Source organism: Streptococcus hyovaginalis DSM 12219 (assembly GCF_000420785.1).
Taxonomy (GTDB): Bacteria; Bacillota; Bacilli; order Lactobacillales; family Streptococcaceae; genus Streptococcus; species Streptococcus hyovaginalis.
Genome location: NZ_ATVP01000004.1, coordinates 17,478 through 35,659, shown reverse-complemented (window position 1 = coordinate 35,659; position 18,182 = coordinate 17,478). Strand labels below are relative to the sequence as shown.

Annotated in this window: 18 protein-coding genes; 12 read left to right on the top strand and 6 right to left on the bottom strand. The window is 38.8% G+C overall.

Going from position 1 to position 18,182, the window contains the following annotated elements; all coding sequences use genetic code 11:
* The first annotated feature begins 6 nt into the window (after positions 1–6).
* The 5 genes from malQ (at position 7) to G574_RS0103470 (ending at position 6,797) form a co-directional block, all read left to right on the top strand.
* Entirely contained in the window at positions 7–1,548 is a 1,542-nt protein-coding gene (gene malQ, locus G574_RS0103490; protein WP_029690974.1) for a 4-alpha-glucanotransferase, read from the top strand.
* Positions 1,541–3,808, top strand: coding sequence for a glycogen/starch/alpha-glucan family phosphorylase (gene glgP / locus G574_RS0103485; protein WP_029690973.1), 2,268 nt, complete (start codon positions 1,541–1,543; stop codon positions 3,806–3,808). Before malQ ends, glgP begins: the two co-directional genes overlap by 8 nt.
* A gap of 161 nt (positions 3,809–3,969) precedes the next feature.
* A complete protein-coding gene (locus G574_RS0103480; protein WP_029690972.1) occupies positions 3,970–4,770 on the top strand; it encodes a transporter substrate-binding domain-containing protein in 801 nt (266 codons plus the stop codon).
* 11 nt (positions 4,771–4,781) lie between these two features.
* On the top strand, positions 4,782–5,900 hold the full coding sequence (locus G574_RS0103475; RefSeq protein ID WP_029690971.1) for an aminotransferase: 1,119 nt from the start codon (positions 4,782–4,784) through the stop codon (positions 5,898–5,900).
* A 78-nt stretch (positions 5,901–5,978) separates the two neighbouring features.
* Positions 5,979–6,797 carry a transporter substrate-binding domain-containing protein gene (locus tag G574_RS0103470; RefSeq protein WP_029690970.1) on the top strand — a complete coding sequence of 273 codons (819 nt, stop codon included), beginning with the start codon at positions 5,979–5,981 and terminating at the stop codon, positions 6,795–6,797.
* A 519-nt stretch (positions 6,798–7,316) separates the two neighbouring features.
* On the opposite strand, the gene mnmE is transcribed toward G574_RS0103470, so the two are convergent.
* The 5 genes from mnmE to G574_RS0103445 all read right to left on the bottom strand — a co-directional run bounded on the left by mnmE (position 7,317) and on the right by G574_RS0103445 (position 11,804).
* Positions 7,317–8,684, bottom strand: coding sequence for a tRNA uridine-5-carboxymethylaminomethyl(34) synthesis GTPase MnmE (gene mnmE, locus G574_RS0103465; protein WP_029690969.1), 1,368 nt, complete (start codon positions 8,682–8,684; stop codon positions 7,317–7,319).
* A 59-nt stretch (positions 8,685–8,743) separates the two neighbouring features.
* Positions 8,744–9,802, bottom strand: coding sequence for a site-specific integrase (locus G574_RS0103460; RefSeq protein WP_029690968.1), 1,059 nt, complete (start codon positions 9,800–9,802; stop codon positions 8,744–8,746).
* 116 nt (positions 9,803–9,918) lie between these two features.
* Entirely contained in the window at positions 9,919–10,710 is a 792-nt protein-coding gene (locus tag G574_RS11075) for a hypothetical protein (RefSeq protein WP_051130522.1), read from the bottom strand.
* 15 nt (positions 10,711–10,725) lie between these two features.
* Positions 10,726–11,052, bottom strand: coding sequence for an HIRAN domain-containing protein (locus G574_RS0103450; protein ID WP_029690966.1), 327 nt, complete (start codon positions 11,050–11,052; stop codon positions 10,726–10,728).
* Between the two features lie 35 nt (positions 11,053–11,087).
* On the bottom strand, positions 11,088–11,804 hold the full coding sequence (locus tag G574_RS0103445; RefSeq protein ID WP_029690965.1) for an XRE family transcriptional regulator: 717 nt from the start codon (positions 11,802–11,804) through the stop codon (positions 11,088–11,090).
* A 142-nt stretch (positions 11,805–11,946) separates the two neighbouring features.
* Between G574_RS0103445 and rpiA the strand changes: the two genes are divergently transcribed.
* The 7 genes from rpiA (at position 11,947) to G574_RS0103410 (ending at position 17,058) form a co-directional block, all read left to right on the top strand.
* Positions 11,947–12,618 carry a ribose-5-phosphate isomerase RpiA gene (rpiA, locus tag G574_RS0103440; RefSeq protein WP_029690964.1) on the top strand — a complete coding sequence of 224 codons (672 nt, stop codon included), beginning with the start codon at positions 11,947–11,949 and terminating at the stop codon, positions 12,616–12,618.
* 93 nt (positions 12,619–12,711) lie between these two features.
* Positions 12,712–13,923: a phosphopentomutase gene (locus G574_RS0103435; RefSeq protein ID WP_029690963.1), complete on the top strand. Its 1,212-nt coding sequence runs from the start codon at positions 12,712–12,714 to the stop codon at positions 13,921–13,923.
* A 12-nt stretch (positions 13,924–13,935) separates the two neighbouring features.
* Entirely contained in the window at positions 13,936–14,346 is a 411-nt protein-coding gene (arsC, locus tag G574_RS0103430) for an arsenate reductase (glutaredoxin) (RefSeq protein ID WP_029690962.1), read from the top strand.
* Positions 14,347–14,358: 12 nt separating this feature from the next.
* Positions 14,359–15,168: a purine-nucleoside phosphorylase gene (locus G574_RS0103425; protein ID WP_029690961.1), complete on the top strand. Its 810-nt coding sequence runs from the start codon at positions 14,359–14,361 to the stop codon at positions 15,166–15,168.
* 10 nt (positions 15,169–15,178) lie between these two features.
* Positions 15,179–15,403, top strand: coding sequence for a hypothetical protein (locus G574_RS0103420; RefSeq protein WP_029690960.1), 225 nt, complete (start codon positions 15,179–15,181; stop codon positions 15,401–15,403).
* A 175-nt stretch (positions 15,404–15,578) separates the two neighbouring features.
* Entirely contained in the window at positions 15,579–16,289 is a 711-nt protein-coding gene (gene deoD / locus G574_RS0103415) for a purine-nucleoside phosphorylase (RefSeq protein ID WP_029690959.1), read from the top strand.
* Position 16,290: 1 nt separating this feature from the next.
* A complete protein-coding gene (locus G574_RS0103410; protein WP_029690958.1) occupies positions 16,291–17,058 on the top strand; it encodes a hypothetical protein in 768 nt (255 codons plus the stop codon).
* A gap of 202 nt (positions 17,059–17,260) precedes the next feature.
* On the opposite strand, the gene G574_RS0103405 is transcribed toward G574_RS0103410, so the two are convergent.
* Positions 17,261–18,166 (bottom strand): LysR family transcriptional regulator, encoded by a 906-nt coding sequence (locus G574_RS0103405; protein WP_029690957.1) that lies wholly within the window; start codon positions 18,164–18,166, stop codon positions 17,261–17,263.
* Between the last annotated feature and the right edge of the window lie 16 nt (positions 18,167–18,182).

The following is an 18,182-nucleotide window of genomic DNA, read 5'->3' as shown; positions in this document are numbered from 1 at the left end:
TTAGTTATGACCCAACGCGAAAGTGGTGTCCTCATGCATATCTCTTCTTTACCGGGAGACTTTGGAATAGGTTCTTTTGGGAAAGAAGCGTATGATTTTGTGGATTTTCTTGTAGATACCAAACAGACTTATTGGCAAATTCTACCACTCACAACAACAAGTTATGGCGACTCGCCATATCAGTCTTTCTCAGCTATTGCTGGAAATACCCATTTTATTGATTTTGCATTTTTAGCCGAAGCAGGATACTTATCTCCAGCAGACTATGCAAGTATCAATTTTGGAAGTAACCCTGAGGTTGTTGATTACGCTTTGATTTATGATCAACGTCGTCCTATTTTGGAAAAAGCTGTTAAAGGTTTTCTGGCTAGTGTTGAAGGCCAATCGTTATTAAAGACATTTGAAACAGCCAATGGTTGGTTAACAGATTTTGCAGACTTTATGGCGATAAAAGAGCATTTTGGCAATAAAGCTTTGCAAGAGTGGGATGATAAAAAGATTGTTCAACGTGATGAAGATACTTTGTTAGCTTATCGCGAAAAATTAGCTGATAAAATTCTCTACCATAAAGTAACTCAGTACTTCTTTTACTCACAGTGGTTAGATTTAAAAAATTACGCCAATCAAAATGGCATTCAGATCATTGGAGATATGCCCATCTATGTGTCTGCAGATAGTGTCGAAGCTTGGACTATGGCTGAGCTCTTTAAATTAGATGACAATCGTCAGCCAATCACGATTGCTGGAGTTCCAGCAGATGAGTTTAGCGATACCGGTCAGCTCTGGGGAAATCCTATTTATAACTGGGATTTGCACCAAGAAACTGGTTTTGCTTGGTGGATTTATCGTATCCAAGAAAGTTTCAAACTATATGATAAATTGCGGATCGATCATTTTAAAGGCTTTTCCGATTTTTGGGAAATTCCTGGAGGAGATGATACAGCGATCAATGGGCATTGGTCTGAAGGTCCGGGCTATAAGTTATTTGAAGCGGTTAAAAATGAACTTGGTGAGTTACCAATCATCGCTGAAAACCTTGGCTATATCGATGAAAAAGCAGAAAAACTTTTAGAAGATACAGCCTTTCCAGGGATGAAGATTATGGAGTTTGGTTTTTACGATGTGGAAGGTCAAAGTATTGACATCCCACATAATTACACGCCAGATACCGTAGCGTATACGGGGACTCATGACAATGAAGTGGTTAATGGCTGGTATGACAATTTGACGTCAGAACAACAAGATTACCTAAATGCCTACATTCATCGTGGAAAGGGTGAAAAAATCACAGAAGCGATGTTGCGTAGCTTGTATGCGAGTGTCAGTCATATTGCTATTGCTACCATGCAAGACTTATTAGATAAAGATGCTAATTCTCGGATGAATACACCAAATACACTCGGCGGTAACTGGGAATGGCGGATGTTATCTGAAGATTTAACCGCAGAGAAAAAAGCCTTTTTAACGAAAATTACAGAGCTATATGCTCGTGCCAATCAAACAGTGATTCAAGTTGAGGAAGATACAGAGGGAGAAAATCATGACTAAAGCATTTACAACTTACCTAAGTGATAAGGGACAAGATTTAGCATCGTTAAGCAATGAAGCGATTTATAAGGAATTGTTGCATTACGTTAAAGAAGCCGCAGTGGAGATGCCTAAAAACACTGCCAAACGTAAAGTGTACTATATCTCGGCAGAATTCTTAATCGGTAAGTTGCTTTCTAATAATTTGATCAACCTTGGTGTTTATCAGGAAGTGAAAAGTGCTCTTGCTGAAGCTGGCAAGAATATGAGTGAGATTGAGGACCTAGAACCAGAACCATCACTTGGTAATGGTGGACTTGGGCGTTTGGCATCATGCTTTATCGATTCCATGTCATCTCTAGCTATTAATGGTGAAGGTGTAGGTCTTAACTATCATTTTGGTCTTTTCAAACAAGTTTTCAAAGATAACCAACAAGGTGCTGAACCAAATGATTGGATCGAAGATGACTCTTGGCTTGTACCAACAGATGTGCATTATGAAGTGCCGTTTAAAGATTTCACACTGACATCACGTCTCGATCGCTTAGATATTTTAGGATACCATAAGGATACTAAGAACTACCTCAACCTCTTTGATATTGACGGGTTAAACTATGACTTGATTGAAGACGGGATTACTTTTGATAAGACCAAGATAAAAGAAAACTTGACCCTTTTCCTTTACCCAGATGATTCTGACAAATCAGGAGAATTGTTGCGTATCTACCAACAATATTTCATGGTATCCAATGCCGCACAGTTGTTGATTGATGAAGCAATTGAGCGTGGTTCAAATGTCCACGACTTAGCAGATTATGCCTATGTGCAAATCAATGATACTCACCCTTCAATGGTCATTCCAGAATTGATTCGATTGTTAACGGAGGTTCATGGTTTAGACTTTGAAGAAGCCGTATCAATTGTAAAAGAAATGGTAGGTTATACCAACCACACTATTCTGGCTGAAGCACTTGAAAAATGGCCGCTGGATTACCTCAATGAAGTTGTCCCACACTTGGTTGACATTATTGAAAAATTGGATGAGTTAATCGCCAAGGATGTTCCAGATGTCAATTTACATATTATTGACGAATCTGGTCGGGTTCACATGGCTCATATGGATATTCATTTTGCAACCAGTGTTAATGGGGTTGCGGCGCTTCATACAGAAATTCTAAAAAATAGTGAATTAAAAGGTTTCTACGAGCTTTACCCAGAAAAATTCAATAACAAGACGAATGGGATTACTTTCCGCCGCTGGTTAGAGTTTGCCAATCAAGATTTAGCAGCTTATCTCAAAGAACTCATTGGTGATGCTTATCTTACTGACGCTACTAAACTTGAAAAATTGTCAGCTTTTGTTGATGATGAGGGTGTTCATGCACAATTAGATGCTATCAAACATCAAAACAAACTGAACTTGAAACGTTATCTCAAAGAAAACAAAGGTATTGACCTTGATGAAAATTCTATCATCGATACTCAAATTAAACGTTTCCATGAGTATAAACGTCAGCAAATGAACGCTCTTTATGTCATTCATAAATATTTAGAAATCAAGCGTGGTAATCTTCCAGAACGTAAGTTAACAGTTATCTTTGGTGGGAAAGCAGCACCTGCTTACATCATCGCTCAAGATGTTATCCACCTCATTCTGAGCTTGTCAGAATTGATTAATAATGATCCTGAAGTGAGTAAGTATCTCAATGTTCACCTTGTAGAGAATTACAATGTCACTGTTGCTGAAAACCTCATTCCTGCCACAGATATTTCTGAACAGATTTCTCTAGCTTCAAAAGAGGCTTCTGGTACTGGTAACATGAAATTCATGCTAAATGGTGCCTTGACTTTAGGAACAATGGATGGTGCTAATGTCGAGATTGCAGAATTAGCTGGTATGGATAATATTTACACATTCGGTAAGGATTCAGACACTATTATTGACCTCTATGCTAATGAAGGTTATGTGTCTCGTGACTATTATGATGGTGATGATAAGATCAAAGAAGCGGTTGACTTTATTGTTTCAGATGAGCTTCTTGCTGTCGGCAACCAAGAGCGTTTAGAACGTCTGTACAATGAATTGCTAAATAAAGACTGGTTCATGACCTTAATTGACCTCGCAGAATATATTGAAGTCAAGGAAAAAATGTTATCAGACTACGAAGATCGTAAAGAGTGGAACCGTAAAGTTGTCAACAATATTGCCAAAGCAGGCTTCTTCTCATCTGACCGTACGATTGAACAGTACAACGAAGACATTTGGCATAGCTATAACTAATAGACAGCAGTCAAGAAGAGTTGGGAAACCAGCTCTTTTTTTGCATATTTGTAATGAGGGCAAGTGCTAAGAATAAATAATTATTCAAAAACGTATTGACATGTGAATAAAAATAAAATATGATATATAAAACATAAATATTATGCATATAGGAGTTTGATATGAAAAAGATCGTAACATTAGCAACAGTCGCTTTGGCAGGTTTTAGTTTAGCAGCTTGTTCGTCGGATAAAAATACAGATAATTTAGCAAAAATTCAAGATAAGGGTAAAATGGTAGTCGCTATGAGCCCTGAATTTGCGCCATTTGAGTTTAAGACCCTGATTGATGGTAAAGATACCATTGTCGGAGCTGACGTTGAATTGGCGAAGGCTATTGGAGATGAATTAGGGGTTGACGTTGAATTCTCTGCCATGAGTTTTGACAATGTCTTGGCTAGCCTAAAATCTGGAAAAGCAGATTTGGCAATCTCAGGCATTTCAGCAACTAAAGAGCGTCAAAAATCTTATGATTTTTCCGATAGCTATTATGAATCAAAGAATGTTATAATAATACAGAAAGACAAGCTTCAAGCTTTGGATACTGTAGATGACTTCGCGAGCCAATCCGTTGTGGTACAAAAAGGCAGTATCCAAGAGACAATTGCCAAAGATAATCTAACAGATGCTAATATTACCCCATTAACGAAAGTCGGCGAAATGGTTTCCGAAGTAGCTAATGGCAAAGCAGGTGCCCTTGTTTTGGAAGAAGCAATTGCAAAAGGTTATCTTGAAAAGAACGCAAACTTAGCTGTTTCTTCAGTCGAGCTCCCTTCAGAGGATGCGGATGCTTATGCTGTTGCTATGCCAAAGGGTAGTAAGAAATTGACTAAAAAAGTTAACGATGTTATAAAATCCTTGAAAGAAGAGGATAAAATCAATACCTTTGTCCAAGAAGCTTATGATTTATCAGTGAAAGAGTAGGAGATTAGCAGGTGAAGTTACCTCGTTTTGGTGTTGAAGAATGGTTGAATACTTATGAGACACAGGCTATATATGACATTGCAGGAGTATCTATTTCGGCTCTCAACTTAAAGGAATTATTTGACTTAACTGGTGATTCCTTAGAAGAATTCTTAGCGGATTTTACTAAGGTAAGGTTAGATTATGGATGGATCGAAGGCTCTCCAAAATTCAAAGAGGCTGTAGCTGATTTGTATCAAACTGTATCAAGTGAACAGGTACTGCAAACCAATGGCGCAACTGGTGCTAATTTGCTAGCGCTTTATGCCTTGATTAACCCTGGTGACCATGTCATCTCGCTCTATCCCACTTACCAACAACTTTATGATATTCCACAGTCCCTTGGAGCAACAGTTGATTTTTGGCAAGTGAAAGAAGAACTGAGATGGCTACCAGATATTTCTGATTTGGAAAAGCTTATCACCCCAAAGACCAAAATGATTTGTTTAAACAATGCCAACAACCCTTTTGGCGCAGTGATGTCAGAGGCATTTTTGAAAGATGTGGTTAAATTGGCGGAAGCTGTAGGAGCTTATATTTTAGTTGATGAGGTGTATCGTTCTTTCGATGAGCAGGTTGAGATTCCTGCAATCGTTGACTTGTATGACAAAGGCATTTCAGTCAACAGTTTATCGAAAAGTTTTTCACTACCAGGTATACGTGTTGGATGGGTAGCAGCACATGCGGACTTGATTGATTGTCTACGTGATTATCGTGATTATACGATGATTTCCGCAGGCGTTTTTGATGATTATCTTGCCACATATGCTCTGGAAAATAAAACTTTTATTCTAAAAAGAAACCAGAAATTGCTTGATACGAATTTTGCCTTATTATCAGAATGGTTGTATCGCGAACCTTTAGCAGAAGCTATTTTACCACCTAAGGTTTCAACAAGTTTTGTGCGGTTGCAAGTAACTCAAGACATCGAAACTTTTTGCAAAGAGCTCTTAGAAGAAACTGGAGTCTTATTGGTGCCTGGAAATCGATTCGATCGAGAAGGTTTTGTCAGATTGGGATATTGCACAGAAACAGTAGTTTTAGAAGAAGGTCTAAGGCGGTTATCCCAATTTCTGCACAAGAATGAATAAAAATACATTTTTGTTGACTTTATTTATAAATATCGTATAATATTAATATCAAACGTATTAAAAAAGAGGATATCGAATATGACCATTAAAAAATTAATTGCTGGAGCAACTTTATTGGTATCTAGCTTTGCTTTAGCTGCTTGTGGCTCTTCAGAGACTAGCAACCTTCAGGAAGATATCAAAAAAGAAGGTAAGCTAGTTGTTGCTGTTAGTCCGGATTATGCGCCTTTTGAATTTAAAGCCTTGGTAGATGGCAAAGACAAGGTTGTAGGAGCAGATATTGACTTAGCTCAAGATATTGCAGATGAATTAGGGGTTGATCTTGAAATCTCAACCATGAGTTTTGATAATGTTTTAGCCAGTCTCAAGACAGGGAAGGCAGATATTGCCATTTCAGGTCTTTCAGTGACAAGCGAACGTGAAAAAGCTTACGCCTTCTCTGATCCTTATTACACGACTGAAAATGCTATTTTAGTTCGTAAAGATGATCAAGCTAATTTTTCGTCAGTGGCGGATTTTTCTGGTAAAAAAGTAGCTGTTTTAAAAGGCACTATTGAAGAGAGTCTTGCAAAAGAGCAATTGAAAGATTCTCAAATTGTTTCTTTGACTGTTATGGGAGAAGCTATTAATGAATTGAAATCAGGTGTTGTTGATGCAGTTGACCTTGAGAAACCAGTAGCAGAAGGTTATATCGCTCAAAATGCAGACCTTGCTTTGGCAGGAACAGCTCTTAAAACAGGTGAAGGTGATGCTAAGGCAGTAGCAATGCCTAAAGGTGATGCCAGCAAAGATTTGCAGAAAACCATCAACAAAGTTATTGCTAAGATGGAAAAAGAAGACACTTATAAAAACTACATTTCTGAAGCAGCTAAATTGACTGGTTCAGCTGTGGAATAATAAGCGTTTAGTGACATAACCCTGGGATTGGGCAAGAGCGCAAAAGGTTGAAAAAGAGTTTATCTACAAGTTTTTATCTCTTGTTGGTGACCTAAGACGCAAAGAGTAGCGGATTGCATCACTCTTCTTATCTCCAACTTGAAACGGTTCACTGAACCTCTTCAGCAAATCAACAACTGCGTTAATGTGTTTTGCGAGTCAAAAATCGAGAGGTTAGATTGCCTCCCCAACGACTATTTGTTTCGCATCTTGCAAAGTGAGACGGATTAAAAGTTACATAATAAAAAGCCAATCTTGCAGCATTTTGCAAGATTGGCTTTTTAGTCTTATCATCTCCATGTACCTAAATAGCAAAGGCATTCTGAATTAGGAGCCTTTTATCTTCTACAATGTAGAACTCACAAAATGAGAAGTGAAACAGTCCCAGAGTTGTATAGCGAGAAGAAGTCTAAGTCTCATAGTGAGAGACCAGTGTTAATCTCAACCTCAATGAATTGACATTCCAGCTGTGGTCTCGTTCTACTTACCTAAGCAGAACTGGCTGAATAATTGTGTAATCAATTCATCAGGGGCAGCATCCCCAGTTATTTCACCCAAAATTTCCCAGGTGCGTGTCATATCAACTTGCAATAAGTCAACTGGCATGCCCATTTCCAATCCCTCGTTCACTGCTTTTAAACTCTCAACGGCTTGTTCAATTAACGAAATGTGCCGTGCATTTGATAAATAGGTAGCATCTTTTTCAATGCTCCCCGCATTTTCGAAGAAGAGTTGGTTAATGCGATCTTCAATTTTATCAATATTTTGATTTTCTAAAACAGAGATAGCAATAAGGTCATCTGGAAGTTGATCACGCTCAATTTTTTCGTCGAGATCGGTTTTGTTAAGTAAGATAATACGATTACTATTCGCGCTGATGTTTAGTAGGGTCTGGTCTTGTTGCGTAAGTGGCTCAGAAGCATTCAGAACGAGTAGAACTAAGTCAGCTTCATTAAGCGCTTTTTTGGAGCGTTCGACACCTATCCGTTCAACAATATCATCGGTTTCACGGATGCCGGCGGTGTCGATCAATTTCAGTGGAACCCCTTTAATATTGACATATTCTTCGATAACATCACGGGTTGTTCCTTCGATGTCTGTGACAATGGCCTTTTCTTCTCTCAATAAATTGTTTAGAAGACTTGATTTTCCAACGTTGGGTCTTCCGATAATGGCTGTTGATAAGCCCTCTCGTAATATTTTACCTCGCTTGGCTGTACGTAAAAGATGTTCCAAGAGTTTCTGGAATTCCTGTGTTTTTTCACGCATGAGAGCAGTGGTCATTTCTTCGACATCGTCGTATTCAGGATAATCAATATTTACCTCAACTTGTGCCAATGTGTTCAGGATTTCTTGACGGGTATTAGTAATAAGGGTCTTTAAAGAACCATCAAGCTGTTGGACAGCAACGGCCATCGCCTTATCTGTTTTCGCCCGAATCAAATCCATGACAGCTTCGGCCTGAGTTAGGTCGACACGGCCATTAAGAAAAGCGCGCTTGGTAAACTCTCCAGGCTCCGCCATACGTGCTCCTGAGCGAATCAAAAGTTGCAAAATCTCATTTGTTACGGCAACACCGCCATGGGTATTAATCTCGACAACATCCTCGCGCGTAAAAGTGCGCGGTTCACGCATGACACTCACCATAACTTCATCTATGATCGTATCATTTTCGATGATATGCCCATAATTGATGGTGTGGCTTTCAACATCTTGTAAATTTTTTCCTTTAAAGACTTTCTGAGCAATTGAGATAGCTTGACTCCCGGACAACCGGACGATACCAATAGCGCCCTCTCCTAGTGGGGTTGAGATAGCGGTAATGGTATCAAATTCTTTAGTAATCATAGAGTTCCTTTCATATCGCTTATTTAATGGATCTTGCCCCAAATATGCCCCAAATTTTTTTAAAAGAGTGTTTTTATTTTGTCGTAGTCTAAAATCTCTTTTTCTTTAAGTAAATGTGAGTAAGTGTTTAAAGTGATTGTTGGATCTTTGTGTCCTATCAATTTTGAGATAGTCAGCACCTCGATGCCATTTGTCAGCAAATAACTAACGTATGTATGACGCAAGGAATGGACATGTACAGAACGCCCAACAATGACTTTTAAACGCTTATTGAGGTAGGAATGGGTATTTTCCGAGAATAAACGGTTAAACTTATTTTCTATCCATTTTTCGCTTTTGTATTCTTTTAATAAAGTTATTGTATCATTATCTAGCGGTACTGTCCTGATAGATTGTTGATTTTTTGTTGGTGAAAAACCATTTTTAGCATAGATATCCCATGTTTTATTGATGGTTAGCTGATGATTGTCGAAATCTATATCATCCCAGGTTAGACCAAGTGATTCACCGACACGCATCCCTGTAACTGCCAAAAGGTAGATTTGTAATTGTCGGTGTTCGTATGGATTGGCTTTTGTAAACGCAATTAAGTCAAGGTATTCTGTTTGCGTTAAAAACTTTTTATCAAGTGTTTTAGGTTCAATCTCAGAATTGACTTTAGCAAGTTCAGCAAAATTTACTTTTATCAGTCTATCCATGACAGCGTACTTAGCACATGCTTTTATCTTCGCATGGATTAGTCGCAGGGTTGATTTTCGGTAATGTCTACCCATCTCGTTCAAAGTTGCTTGATAGCTCGATGGTGTTATGTCTATTAATTTGATTTGATCAAAATATTTTGCAATGGCTGTTGTTGCGGTTTCGTAATGCTTGATTGTGCCAGCGGTAATAGAGGGTGCACGATGGATTGTATACCAAGATTTAAAGTAGTCTGCTAATGTTACTTCTTTATCAGCAGTTATACCCTCAACTATTTCCAATTCAGCTTGGTTTGCAGCATGAGTAGCCTCGGACTTTGTTCTAAAGCCACCTTTAGACTTTTGACGGTACTTACCAATATTGTCTTTGTAGCTGATACGATATTCCCAGCCGTTGGCTCGCTTCCTAAAATATGCCATTGCTTACCCCTTCATTTTTTGATAAAATGGGTACAATAAAGAGGGCCATTTAATGCCTTTCTTTATTGTACGGATACCCTGCACTCAGCTTTGGTCGGTGAGAGTGTGGGGATTTTTTATTTGTTTCTAAGTTCTTTTGCTTTGATTAACCGTTTTTCTAACTTAGCAATTTTAGATTTGCTCCAATTCGTTTCAGGCTCAGAGTTAAATTTCTTAAGAGCTCTTTCAATTAACTCGATTTCAGCTTGATAATCTTTTTCTTTTCGGTAAATTTTCGCGAGGTAGTCCACACCTCCAGGGGTGTAGAAATCACATTTATTCATTGCCATCAAGAAGCCTTTTTTAGCAGAATCAAAGTCTTTATTCGTATAATCTACAATGGCGTTGTTTTGAATAACAAATCCTTTCCTACCGTTGCGATTTTCATTAGATTCGATCCCTAATTCAGCTAATTTCTTTTGCTCTTTATCAAAAGCAGCAAGCTCTTTCTGTAAATTTAACTTTGGTAATTTATTTTGGTTATTTTTTGTTTCAATGATATCGTGATATTTCTCAAGCACGTATTTTCCCTTATCCGTTGCATTGTCGCCAAATATATAACCGCTCTGCTCTAGAAATTTTTTCTTCGCTTCAAAATCAATTCCAAATTCATACTCGAAGTAAACAGGAAATTGTTTGTTCGGTTTATATTTATCTATCCAATAGATTTGGTAAATATGTCCAGGCAACAGGCCGTCAGAGTTTCGTTGCATTTTGTCTTTACTAACCAACTTTTTAGGATCAAATGCAATAAGCTGTTCCCAACTTTTAATATCACGACCTTCGCTAATATATGGTTTCTCAGGATAATCAGAATAGTATTTCTTCAAAATTTTATCTTTTGGTTTTCCAAAATTAAACAATCCCATTTTATTACCTTTCTATTATCTTTTGAATACCTTTATAAAAAGAATACATTTATCTTCATCTTTATATTCATCATAACTAGGTTCAGCCTTGCAAGAAATAAAAAGTTCCTCATTCCGAATTAGCTTGCGTAATGGTCCATTACCCTTTTTAGGAATGTAGCCAATGAAAATATCGAATATATAGACTTTTATGGCTAGATGATCGTGTTCGTTTTCTGGTTCTCTTACTAATCTAACGTCAGAAGTGGCGTCAGCTATAAACATCCCCATTGCTTTTTCGAAATTCTTCTTACGATATTGAGTTCCTGCAACAGTAGTAAAAGTTTCATAAATTAATTCCATGTGATCCTTTCGTGGTTTAATCATTATGAAGTGATTCAAATCGCGACTGTTGTGTCTTTTCCAACGACGTGATAAATCTTAATGTGGGTATCCTCTTCAGGAGGAAAGGGGATAATAATATCTTTATAATCAGGGTTGATAGATACTAAGCGAAGTTGTTCTTTTTCTAAATAGACTTGTTTTAAATAAGTGCGATCATTAATGGCGACTGCACAGACCTCTCCGTTATAAGTGGTGAACCCTCTATCAACCAGATAGACGACATCTCCGTTACGATAGGTAGGGTACATCGAATCGCCATTAACAAGGGAAGCGAGGTCATACCGAGGAGGTTCTGAAGGGACATGAACGGTTTCAAAATCATAATCATTAAAGGCGTAACCTAGCCCTGCAGCCAACTGTGTCACTGTTTGTACAGGATAGAGCTGATCTGTAGCTTCTTGTTTTTCTGCCTCCTGTTGTAAGAACTGTTCATTAAGAAAGGCGATAACTTGCTCTTGTCGTTTATGATTGAGCTGTTGAAATAAGTGATGATCTAACGGTTTCGGTATACCGAGTAATGTTTCAGGTCTTAAGTCTAAGGCGCGTGAAAATTGTGGGATGCGGTTAAGAGGAAATTCTCGCGTTTTGTTTAAATAGCAAGAAACAGCTGACTTTGCCATTCCTACTTGTCGTGAGAGCTCGCTTAGGGATAAGCCTAGTTCCTCTTTACGTTCAGTGATAAGCTGAATAATGTCATCATTGTTGTTCATGAATGGTCTCCTAAAAATCAATGCTTACCTATTATAGCACCGTTCTCTATAAAGAACAAGATTAAAAGTAGTACCTAATACATTAACAAGGATTCGCTTTCATGCTATAATGAAGAAGTAATAATTCGATAAGGAGTTTTTCATGGAAGCATTGAAAAAATTGGCGGGTGTTAAGGCTGCTGAATATGTCACCGATGGGATGGTAGTCGGTTTAGGAACCGGGTCAACAGCCTATTATTTCGTTGAAGAATTAGGGCGTCGGGTCAATGAAGAAGGACTATCTATCATTGGTGTGACGACCTCCAGTCAAACCACAAAGCAAGCTGAGAGTTTAGGAATCTCTTTAAAATCAGTAGATGATATTGATGTGATTGATATCACTGTTGATGGCTCTGATGAGGTAGATCCAAACTTTAATGGCATCAAGGGTGGTGGCGGTGCCCTTCTGATGGAAAAGATTGTCGCAACCCCTACCCAGGAATATATTTGGGTGGTTGATGATTCGAAGTTGGTTGATCAACTTGGTGCCTTTAAATTACCAGTTGAAGTGGTTCAATATGGTGCTGATCGACTTTTTCGTCATTTTGAAAAAAAAGGCTACAAGCCCTCATATCGTGAACAAGATGGTAAGCGCTTTGTGACAGACATGAAAAACTATATCATTGATCTTGATCTTGGGAAGATTGATGACCCGATTGCCTTAGGCAAAGAATTAAAAGCCATGGTTGGAGTTGTTGAGCATGGCCTCTTTAATGGCATGGTTAATAAAGTCATTGTGGCTGGTCAAGATGGTGTTAAGGTCTTAGAGGCCTAATAAAGATTTAAGTAAAGTAATCAATTATTTTATAACCTTTAGGTTATAGAGGTATTAGGGTGCTAACCGTAACCACCCTTAGATAGGAAAAATATGTCTACTTTTGATCGTATTCACTTAGTGGTGCTAGATTCTGTTGGTATTGGTGCCGCTCCAGATGCTAATGATTTTGTTAATGCAGGAGTTCCTGATGGGGCTTCTGATACCCTGGGTCATATTTCTAAAACTGTTGGCCTTAATGTGCCTAATATGGCTAAAATGGGGCTTGGCAACATTCCACGTGAGACACCGCTAAAAACGGTACCAGCCGAAGAAAATCCGACTGGCTATGCGACAAAATTGGAAGAAGTATCACTTGGTAAAGATACTATGACCGGTCACTGGGAAATCATGGGGCTTAACATTACGGAGCCTTTTGATACTTTCTGGAATGGTTTTCCGGAAGAAATCTTAACAAAAATCGAAGAATTTTCAGGTCGCAAGGTCATCCGCGAGGCAAACAAGCCTTACTCTGGAACGGCTGTCATTGATGATTTTGGTCCTCGCCAAATGGAGACAGGCGAACTTATCATCTACACCTCCGCAGACCCTGTGCTTCAGATTGCAGCTCATGAGGAAGTTATTCCGCTTGAGGAACTCTATCGCATTTGTGAGTACGCCCGTTCCATTACTTTGGAACGCCCAGCTTTATTAGGTCGTATCATCGCTCGTCCTTATGTTGGAGAACCTGGTAACTTTACCCGTACAGCCAACCGTCATGACTATGCCGTTTCGCCATTTGAGCCGACTGTGCTTAATAAGTTGGCTGATGCTGGGATCTCAACTTATGGCATTGGAAAAATCAACGATATCTTCAATGGCTCAGGCATTACCCACGATCAAGGGCATAACAAGTCCAATAATCACGGGGTAGATACCCTTCTTAAAACCTTGAAAGATCCTGAATTTACCAAGGGTTTTTCCTTTACCAACCTGGTAGATTTTGATGCCCTTTATGGTCATCGTCGCAACGCCCATGGTTACCGTGATTGTTTGGAAGAATTTGATGCCCGCTTGCCAGAAATCACCGACCTCTTGGGGGACAAGGACTTGCTTCTCATCACAGCAGATCATGGGAATGACCCTACTTATGCTGGTACTGACCACACGCGTGAATACATTCCACTTTTGGCCTACAGCCCATCCTTTACAGGTAGTGGCGTGATACCAAAAGGGTATTTTGCGGATATTTCGGCAACGATTGCTGAAAACTTCGGTGTGGATAAGGCCATGATTGGACAATCATTCCTATCTGAATTGCAATAAAAAGGTAAGCCAATGAAAGAAATAACGATTTATCATAACCCTGCTTGTGGGACATCTCGTAATGTTCTAGCTATGATTCGACATGCAGGAATTGAGCCTCAGATTATCGAATATCTAAAGACGCCTCCTAGTCGAGTTGAACTTGTTGATTTATTAGATAAGATGAATATCAGCGCCAGGGAGTTGCTTAGAACAAATGTACCTGAATTTGATAAGCATAGCTTATCAGACCAGAACTTATCAGATGAAAAAGTTATTGATGCAATGATGGCGGATGCCATTTTAATTAATAGGCCTATTGTGGTAACGAGTAAAGGAGTACGCTTGTGTCGTCCATCAGAGACAGTGCTAGATATTTTGCCTGTTAGCTTACCAAGTCCATATACTAAAGAGGATGGCGAAATTGTCTATCCCAAATCATGAAAAGGAGATTATATGTCACTATTAGAAAAAATTAGGGTTACTCAATCTTTCCTAGAAAGTAGAGGGGTTCAGTCACCAGAATTTGGTTTAATCTTAGGTTCTGGTCTAGGAGAATTGGCAGAAGAAATTGAAAATGCAGTTGTTGTTGATTATGCTGATATCCCAAACTGGGGACAATCAACGGTAGTTGGTCATGCTGGGAGATTAGTCTTTGGTGACTTATCTGGCCGTAAAGTATTAGCACTTCAGGGACGTTTTCACTTCTATGAAGGTAATCCGATGGAAGTTGTTACCTTTCCAGTTCGTGTCATGAAAGCCTTGGGTTGTCAGGGAGTTTTAGTAACTAATGCAGCTGGTGGTATCGGTTATGGACCAGGCACTTTAATGGTGATTAATGATCATATTAATATGACAGGAACCAACCCTCTTATTGGTGAAAACCTAGAAGAGTTTGGCCCGCGCTTCCCTGACATGTCTGATGCCTATACAAAAGCATATCGAGACGTAGCTCACCGCGTTGCTAAAGACCAAGCTATTCCCCTTGAAGAGGGTATCTATATCGGTGTAACGGGACCAACTTACGAAACACCAGCAGAAATTCGTGCCTTCAAAACTATGGGAGCTCATGCTGTTGGCATGTCAACAGTTCCAGAAGTTATTGTTGCAGCTCATTCTGGTATGAAGGTCTTGGGAATCTCAGCCATCACTAACTATGCTGCCGGTTTCCAATCAGAACTGAATCATGACGAAGTGGTTGAAGTGACAACACACATCAAGGAAGACTTTAAAGGTTTGGTAAAAGCGATTTTGACTGAGTTGTAAGACCTGTAAAATGAAAAATATTAAGACTGAGCATTGTTATCTGATAGCGTCTTTTATATCTTTTGTAACTGTACTTGTCTTTTTACTCACATCTCAAAAATTATTTAGTGTAGTTTTTCTTGGTAATGGATTAACCATGATAATATTTTATGACCAAGAGAAGAAAACTAGCAGATTAGAGGAAAACAGGAAAGAATTCAAACAAGAAAAAGGTTCAGAGTTTCACGATCATTGAAATCAGGCTCTGGCTTACATCTAAAAAAAAACAGAAAGGAAAGGTTAGATTGTATTCATTGAACTGAATACGGTCGGGAAGCTTGTAAAAAAGATAAGCTGTCAAACAAATCAGGATTTACTTGACAGCTTCCTATTTTTATTTCGCTTTCTTTTCGACCTTTATATCTCAAGTTATGTCAATCCACATCTCCGCCAAATCTGGCGAAATTACTGATAAAATTCTCCTTCCAGGAGACCCCTTACGTGCTAAATTTATTGCGGAAAACTTCCTTGAAGACGCTGTGTGCTTTAACGAAGTCCGCAATATGTTCGGCTACACTGGAACTTACAAGGGGGAACGCGTTTCCGTTATGGGAACAGGTATGGGGATGCCATCGATTTCCATCTATGCACGTGAACTAATCGTTGATTATGGTGTTAAAAAGCTGATTCGAGTTGGGACAGCTGGTTCTATTGATCCGAATGTTCATGTTCGTGAACTGGTCCTTGCTCAAGCGGCAGCGACTAACTCTAATATCATTCGCAACGATTTCCCAGAGTATGACTTCCCACAAATTGCGAATTTCCAATTGCTCGATAAAGCCTACCATATCGCTAAAGATCTCGGCTTGACCACGCATGTCGGTAATGTTTTGTCTTCTGATGTTTTTTACTCAAACATGCCAGAGCGCAACATGAAGTTAGGTGAGCTTGGTGTTAAGGCTATCGAAATGGAAGCAGCAGCTCTTTACTATCTGGGAGCCCAGCATGGTGTTGATACTTTAGCTATCATGACCATTTCAGATAGTTTGGTCAATCCAGAGGAAGACACAACAGCAGAAGAACGTCAAAATACCTTCACAGATATGATGAAGGTGGGTCTCGAAACACTGATTGCAGACTAATATGGCTATTGATATCGATAAAATTTCGGTCTTGTTAAACCTTTACGCTTACCATCATTTGTCTAAGGTTTTGGACCAAAAGGTTAGCCAGCCTCTTTCCTTCTTATTACAGAGTTTGAACGAACGCCGAGAGCTTAATGTTGCTTTTCTATTTGAAAAAGAGGCTGACCGACGGGCTTGTGAAGCTCATTTTAAGCGTAACTTGGTCAGCAATCCTTATGAGAAAGAATTGTTGGCCAATTACATTTTGGACTTAGAAGCTAAGCTGCGAAATGGCAAGATTATTGATTTTGTACGTGCTGTTAGTCCTATTTTGTACCGCTTATTCTTAAAACTACTAGAAGATGAGATCCCTGAGCTAGATAGCTACATCAACAACTCCAAGTCATCCCAATACGATACCTGGAAATTCCACAAGATGCATGCCTCTGAAAATGCAACCATTCAAGCCTATGTTGCTGAAAAGCGCGATGGTAAGGTGACATCTAGTAGCTTGTCGGAGCTCATCCAACTGACCAAGCTTGATTCCAAAATCAAGCAGACGGTTAAAGACTTGCGCGAATTTGAAAAATCAGTTCGTAACCCCTTGGCGCATTTAATTCAGCCCTTTGACGAGGAGGAATTGTATAGAACAACTGGTTTTTCATCATCGGTATTTTTAGAAAAAATTATCGATTTAGCCATTTATTGTGATATTGCCTATGACCGTGACAATTTCTATTTTGATCAGATGAATCAGCTGATTCTTGAAGAACTCCAAAAAGGCTAATATTAGACTATCATTTATGGACTTGTCATAGGTTGATAGTTAGGGGTATAGGCGCTTTTGCTTCTAATTAGCCTTTAGAAATACAGTGATTGTTGACGATCGGCCGATAGTGAGCATTAAAAAAGACAAACCGATTTAGTTTGAGTTTGTCTTTTTTGTCTATTAGTAAAATAGAAGTGTCTTTGCAAAGAGTTGAGGGGGATTAGTTAAATTGGACTTCTTCAAGGAGATAGTCAATAAATTTTTCTCCCATTTTTGATAAATTAGCTTTTTCATGCTTTAGGTAGACGATATCAATCACATCATCAAACTCTAGTGGAATGGATACGATATTATCACCATTAAGATTGCTATTTAGAATCCCTGTAGCGATCGTATAACCATCTAAACCGATCATTAAATTAAAAAGTGTTGCCCGGTCGGATACTACGATAGATTTTGGTCTTGGAACCTGTGCCATGATTTCCTCAGAAAAGTAGAAAGAATTATGGACACCTTGATCATAACTGAGATAAGGGAAAGGCTCTAAATCTTCAAGTTTGATGCTAGACTTTTGCGCCAATGGATTTTTTTTGCTAACAAAAATATGAGGTTTGGCTGTGAAGAGACTAGTTGCGACCAGATGGTTATCATCGAACATTTTTGTTAAGACATCCCGGTTGTAACCATTTAGAAAGAGGACACCGATTTCAGAGCGAAAATTTTTCACATCATCGATAATTTCGTAGGTCCGTGTTTCACGCAAGAACAACTCATACTGTGTCATATCTGTTTTACTAAGGAGAGAGACAAAAGCATTAACAACAAAAGCATAGTGTTGTGAAGAAACGCTAAATAACTCACGTTGAGCCGTAGGATTCTTGTAACGTTCTTCGAGGAGATCTGTTTGTTCAATTACTTGTCTAGCATACGACAAAAACTCAACCCCATCTTTTGTTAAGGTAATGCCCTTGGGATTTCGAATGAAAATGGTAATGCCCATTTCATGTTCCAAATCTCTAACGGCATTAGATAAACTGGGTTGTGTAATGTAGAGTTGTTTGGCGGCTTCATTCATAGAGCCAGTTTCTACGATTTTAATAATATATTGTAATTGTTGGATTCGCATATGGTTATTGTAACAC

What these genes read in the sequence shown, in the direction of transcription:
- malQ (WP_029690974.1), top strand. Translation starts at nt 7, where the DNA reads ATGACCCAACGCGAAAGTGGTGTCCTCATGCATATCTCTTCTTTACCG.
- glgP (WP_029690973.1), top strand. Translation starts at nt 1,541, where the DNA reads ATGACTAAAGCATTTACAACTTACCTAAGTGATAAGGGACAAGATTTA.
- G574_RS0103480 (WP_029690972.1), top strand. Translation starts at nt 3,970, where the DNA reads ATGAAAAAGATCGTAACATTAGCAACAGTCGCTTTGGCAGGTTTTAGT.
- G574_RS0103470 (WP_029690970.1), top strand. Translation starts at nt 5,979, where the DNA reads ATGACCATTAAAAAATTAATTGCTGGAGCAACTTTATTGGTATCTAGC.
- mnmE (WP_029690969.1), bottom strand. Translation starts at nt 8,684, where the DNA reads ATGATTACTAAAGAATTTGATACCATTACCGCTATCTCAACCCCACTA.
- G574_RS0103460 (WP_029690968.1), bottom strand. Translation starts at nt 9,802, where the DNA reads ATGGCATATTTTAGGAAGCGAGCCAACGGCTGGGAATATCGTATCAGC.
- G574_RS11075 (WP_051130522.1), bottom strand. Translation starts at nt 10,710, where the DNA reads ATGGGATTGTTTAATTTTGGAAAACCAAAAGATAAAATTTTGAAGAAA.
- G574_RS0103450 (WP_029690966.1), bottom strand. Translation starts at nt 11,052, where the DNA reads ATGGAATTAATTTATGAAACTTTTACTACTGTTGCAGGAACTCAATAT.
- G574_RS0103445 (WP_029690965.1), bottom strand. Translation starts at nt 11,804, where the DNA reads ATGAACAACAATGATGACATTATTCAGCTTATCACTGAACGTAAAGAG.
- rpiA (WP_029690964.1), top strand. Translation starts at nt 11,947, where the DNA reads ATGGAAGCATTGAAAAAATTGGCGGGTGTTAAGGCTGCTGAATATGTC.
- G574_RS0103435 (WP_029690963.1), top strand. Translation starts at nt 12,712, where the DNA reads ATGTCTACTTTTGATCGTATTCACTTAGTGGTGCTAGATTCTGTTGGT.
- arsC (WP_029690962.1), top strand. Translation starts at nt 13,936, where the DNA reads ATGAAAGAAATAACGATTTATCATAACCCTGCTTGTGGGACATCTCGT.
- G574_RS0103425 (WP_029690961.1), top strand. Translation starts at nt 14,359, where the DNA reads ATGTCACTATTAGAAAAAATTAGGGTTACTCAATCTTTCCTAGAAAGT.
- G574_RS0103420 (WP_029690960.1), top strand. Translation starts at nt 15,179, where the DNA reads ATGAAAAATATTAAGACTGAGCATTGTTATCTGATAGCGTCTTTTATA.
- deoD (WP_029690959.1), top strand. Translation starts at nt 15,579, where the DNA reads ATGTCAATCCACATCTCCGCCAAATCTGGCGAAATTACTGATAAAATT.
- G574_RS0103410 (WP_029690958.1), top strand. Translation starts at nt 16,291, where the DNA reads ATGGCTATTGATATCGATAAAATTTCGGTCTTGTTAAACCTTTACGCT.
- G574_RS0103405 (WP_029690957.1), bottom strand. Translation starts at nt 18,166, where the DNA reads ATGCGAATCCAACAATTACAATATATTATTAAAATCGTAGAAACTGGC.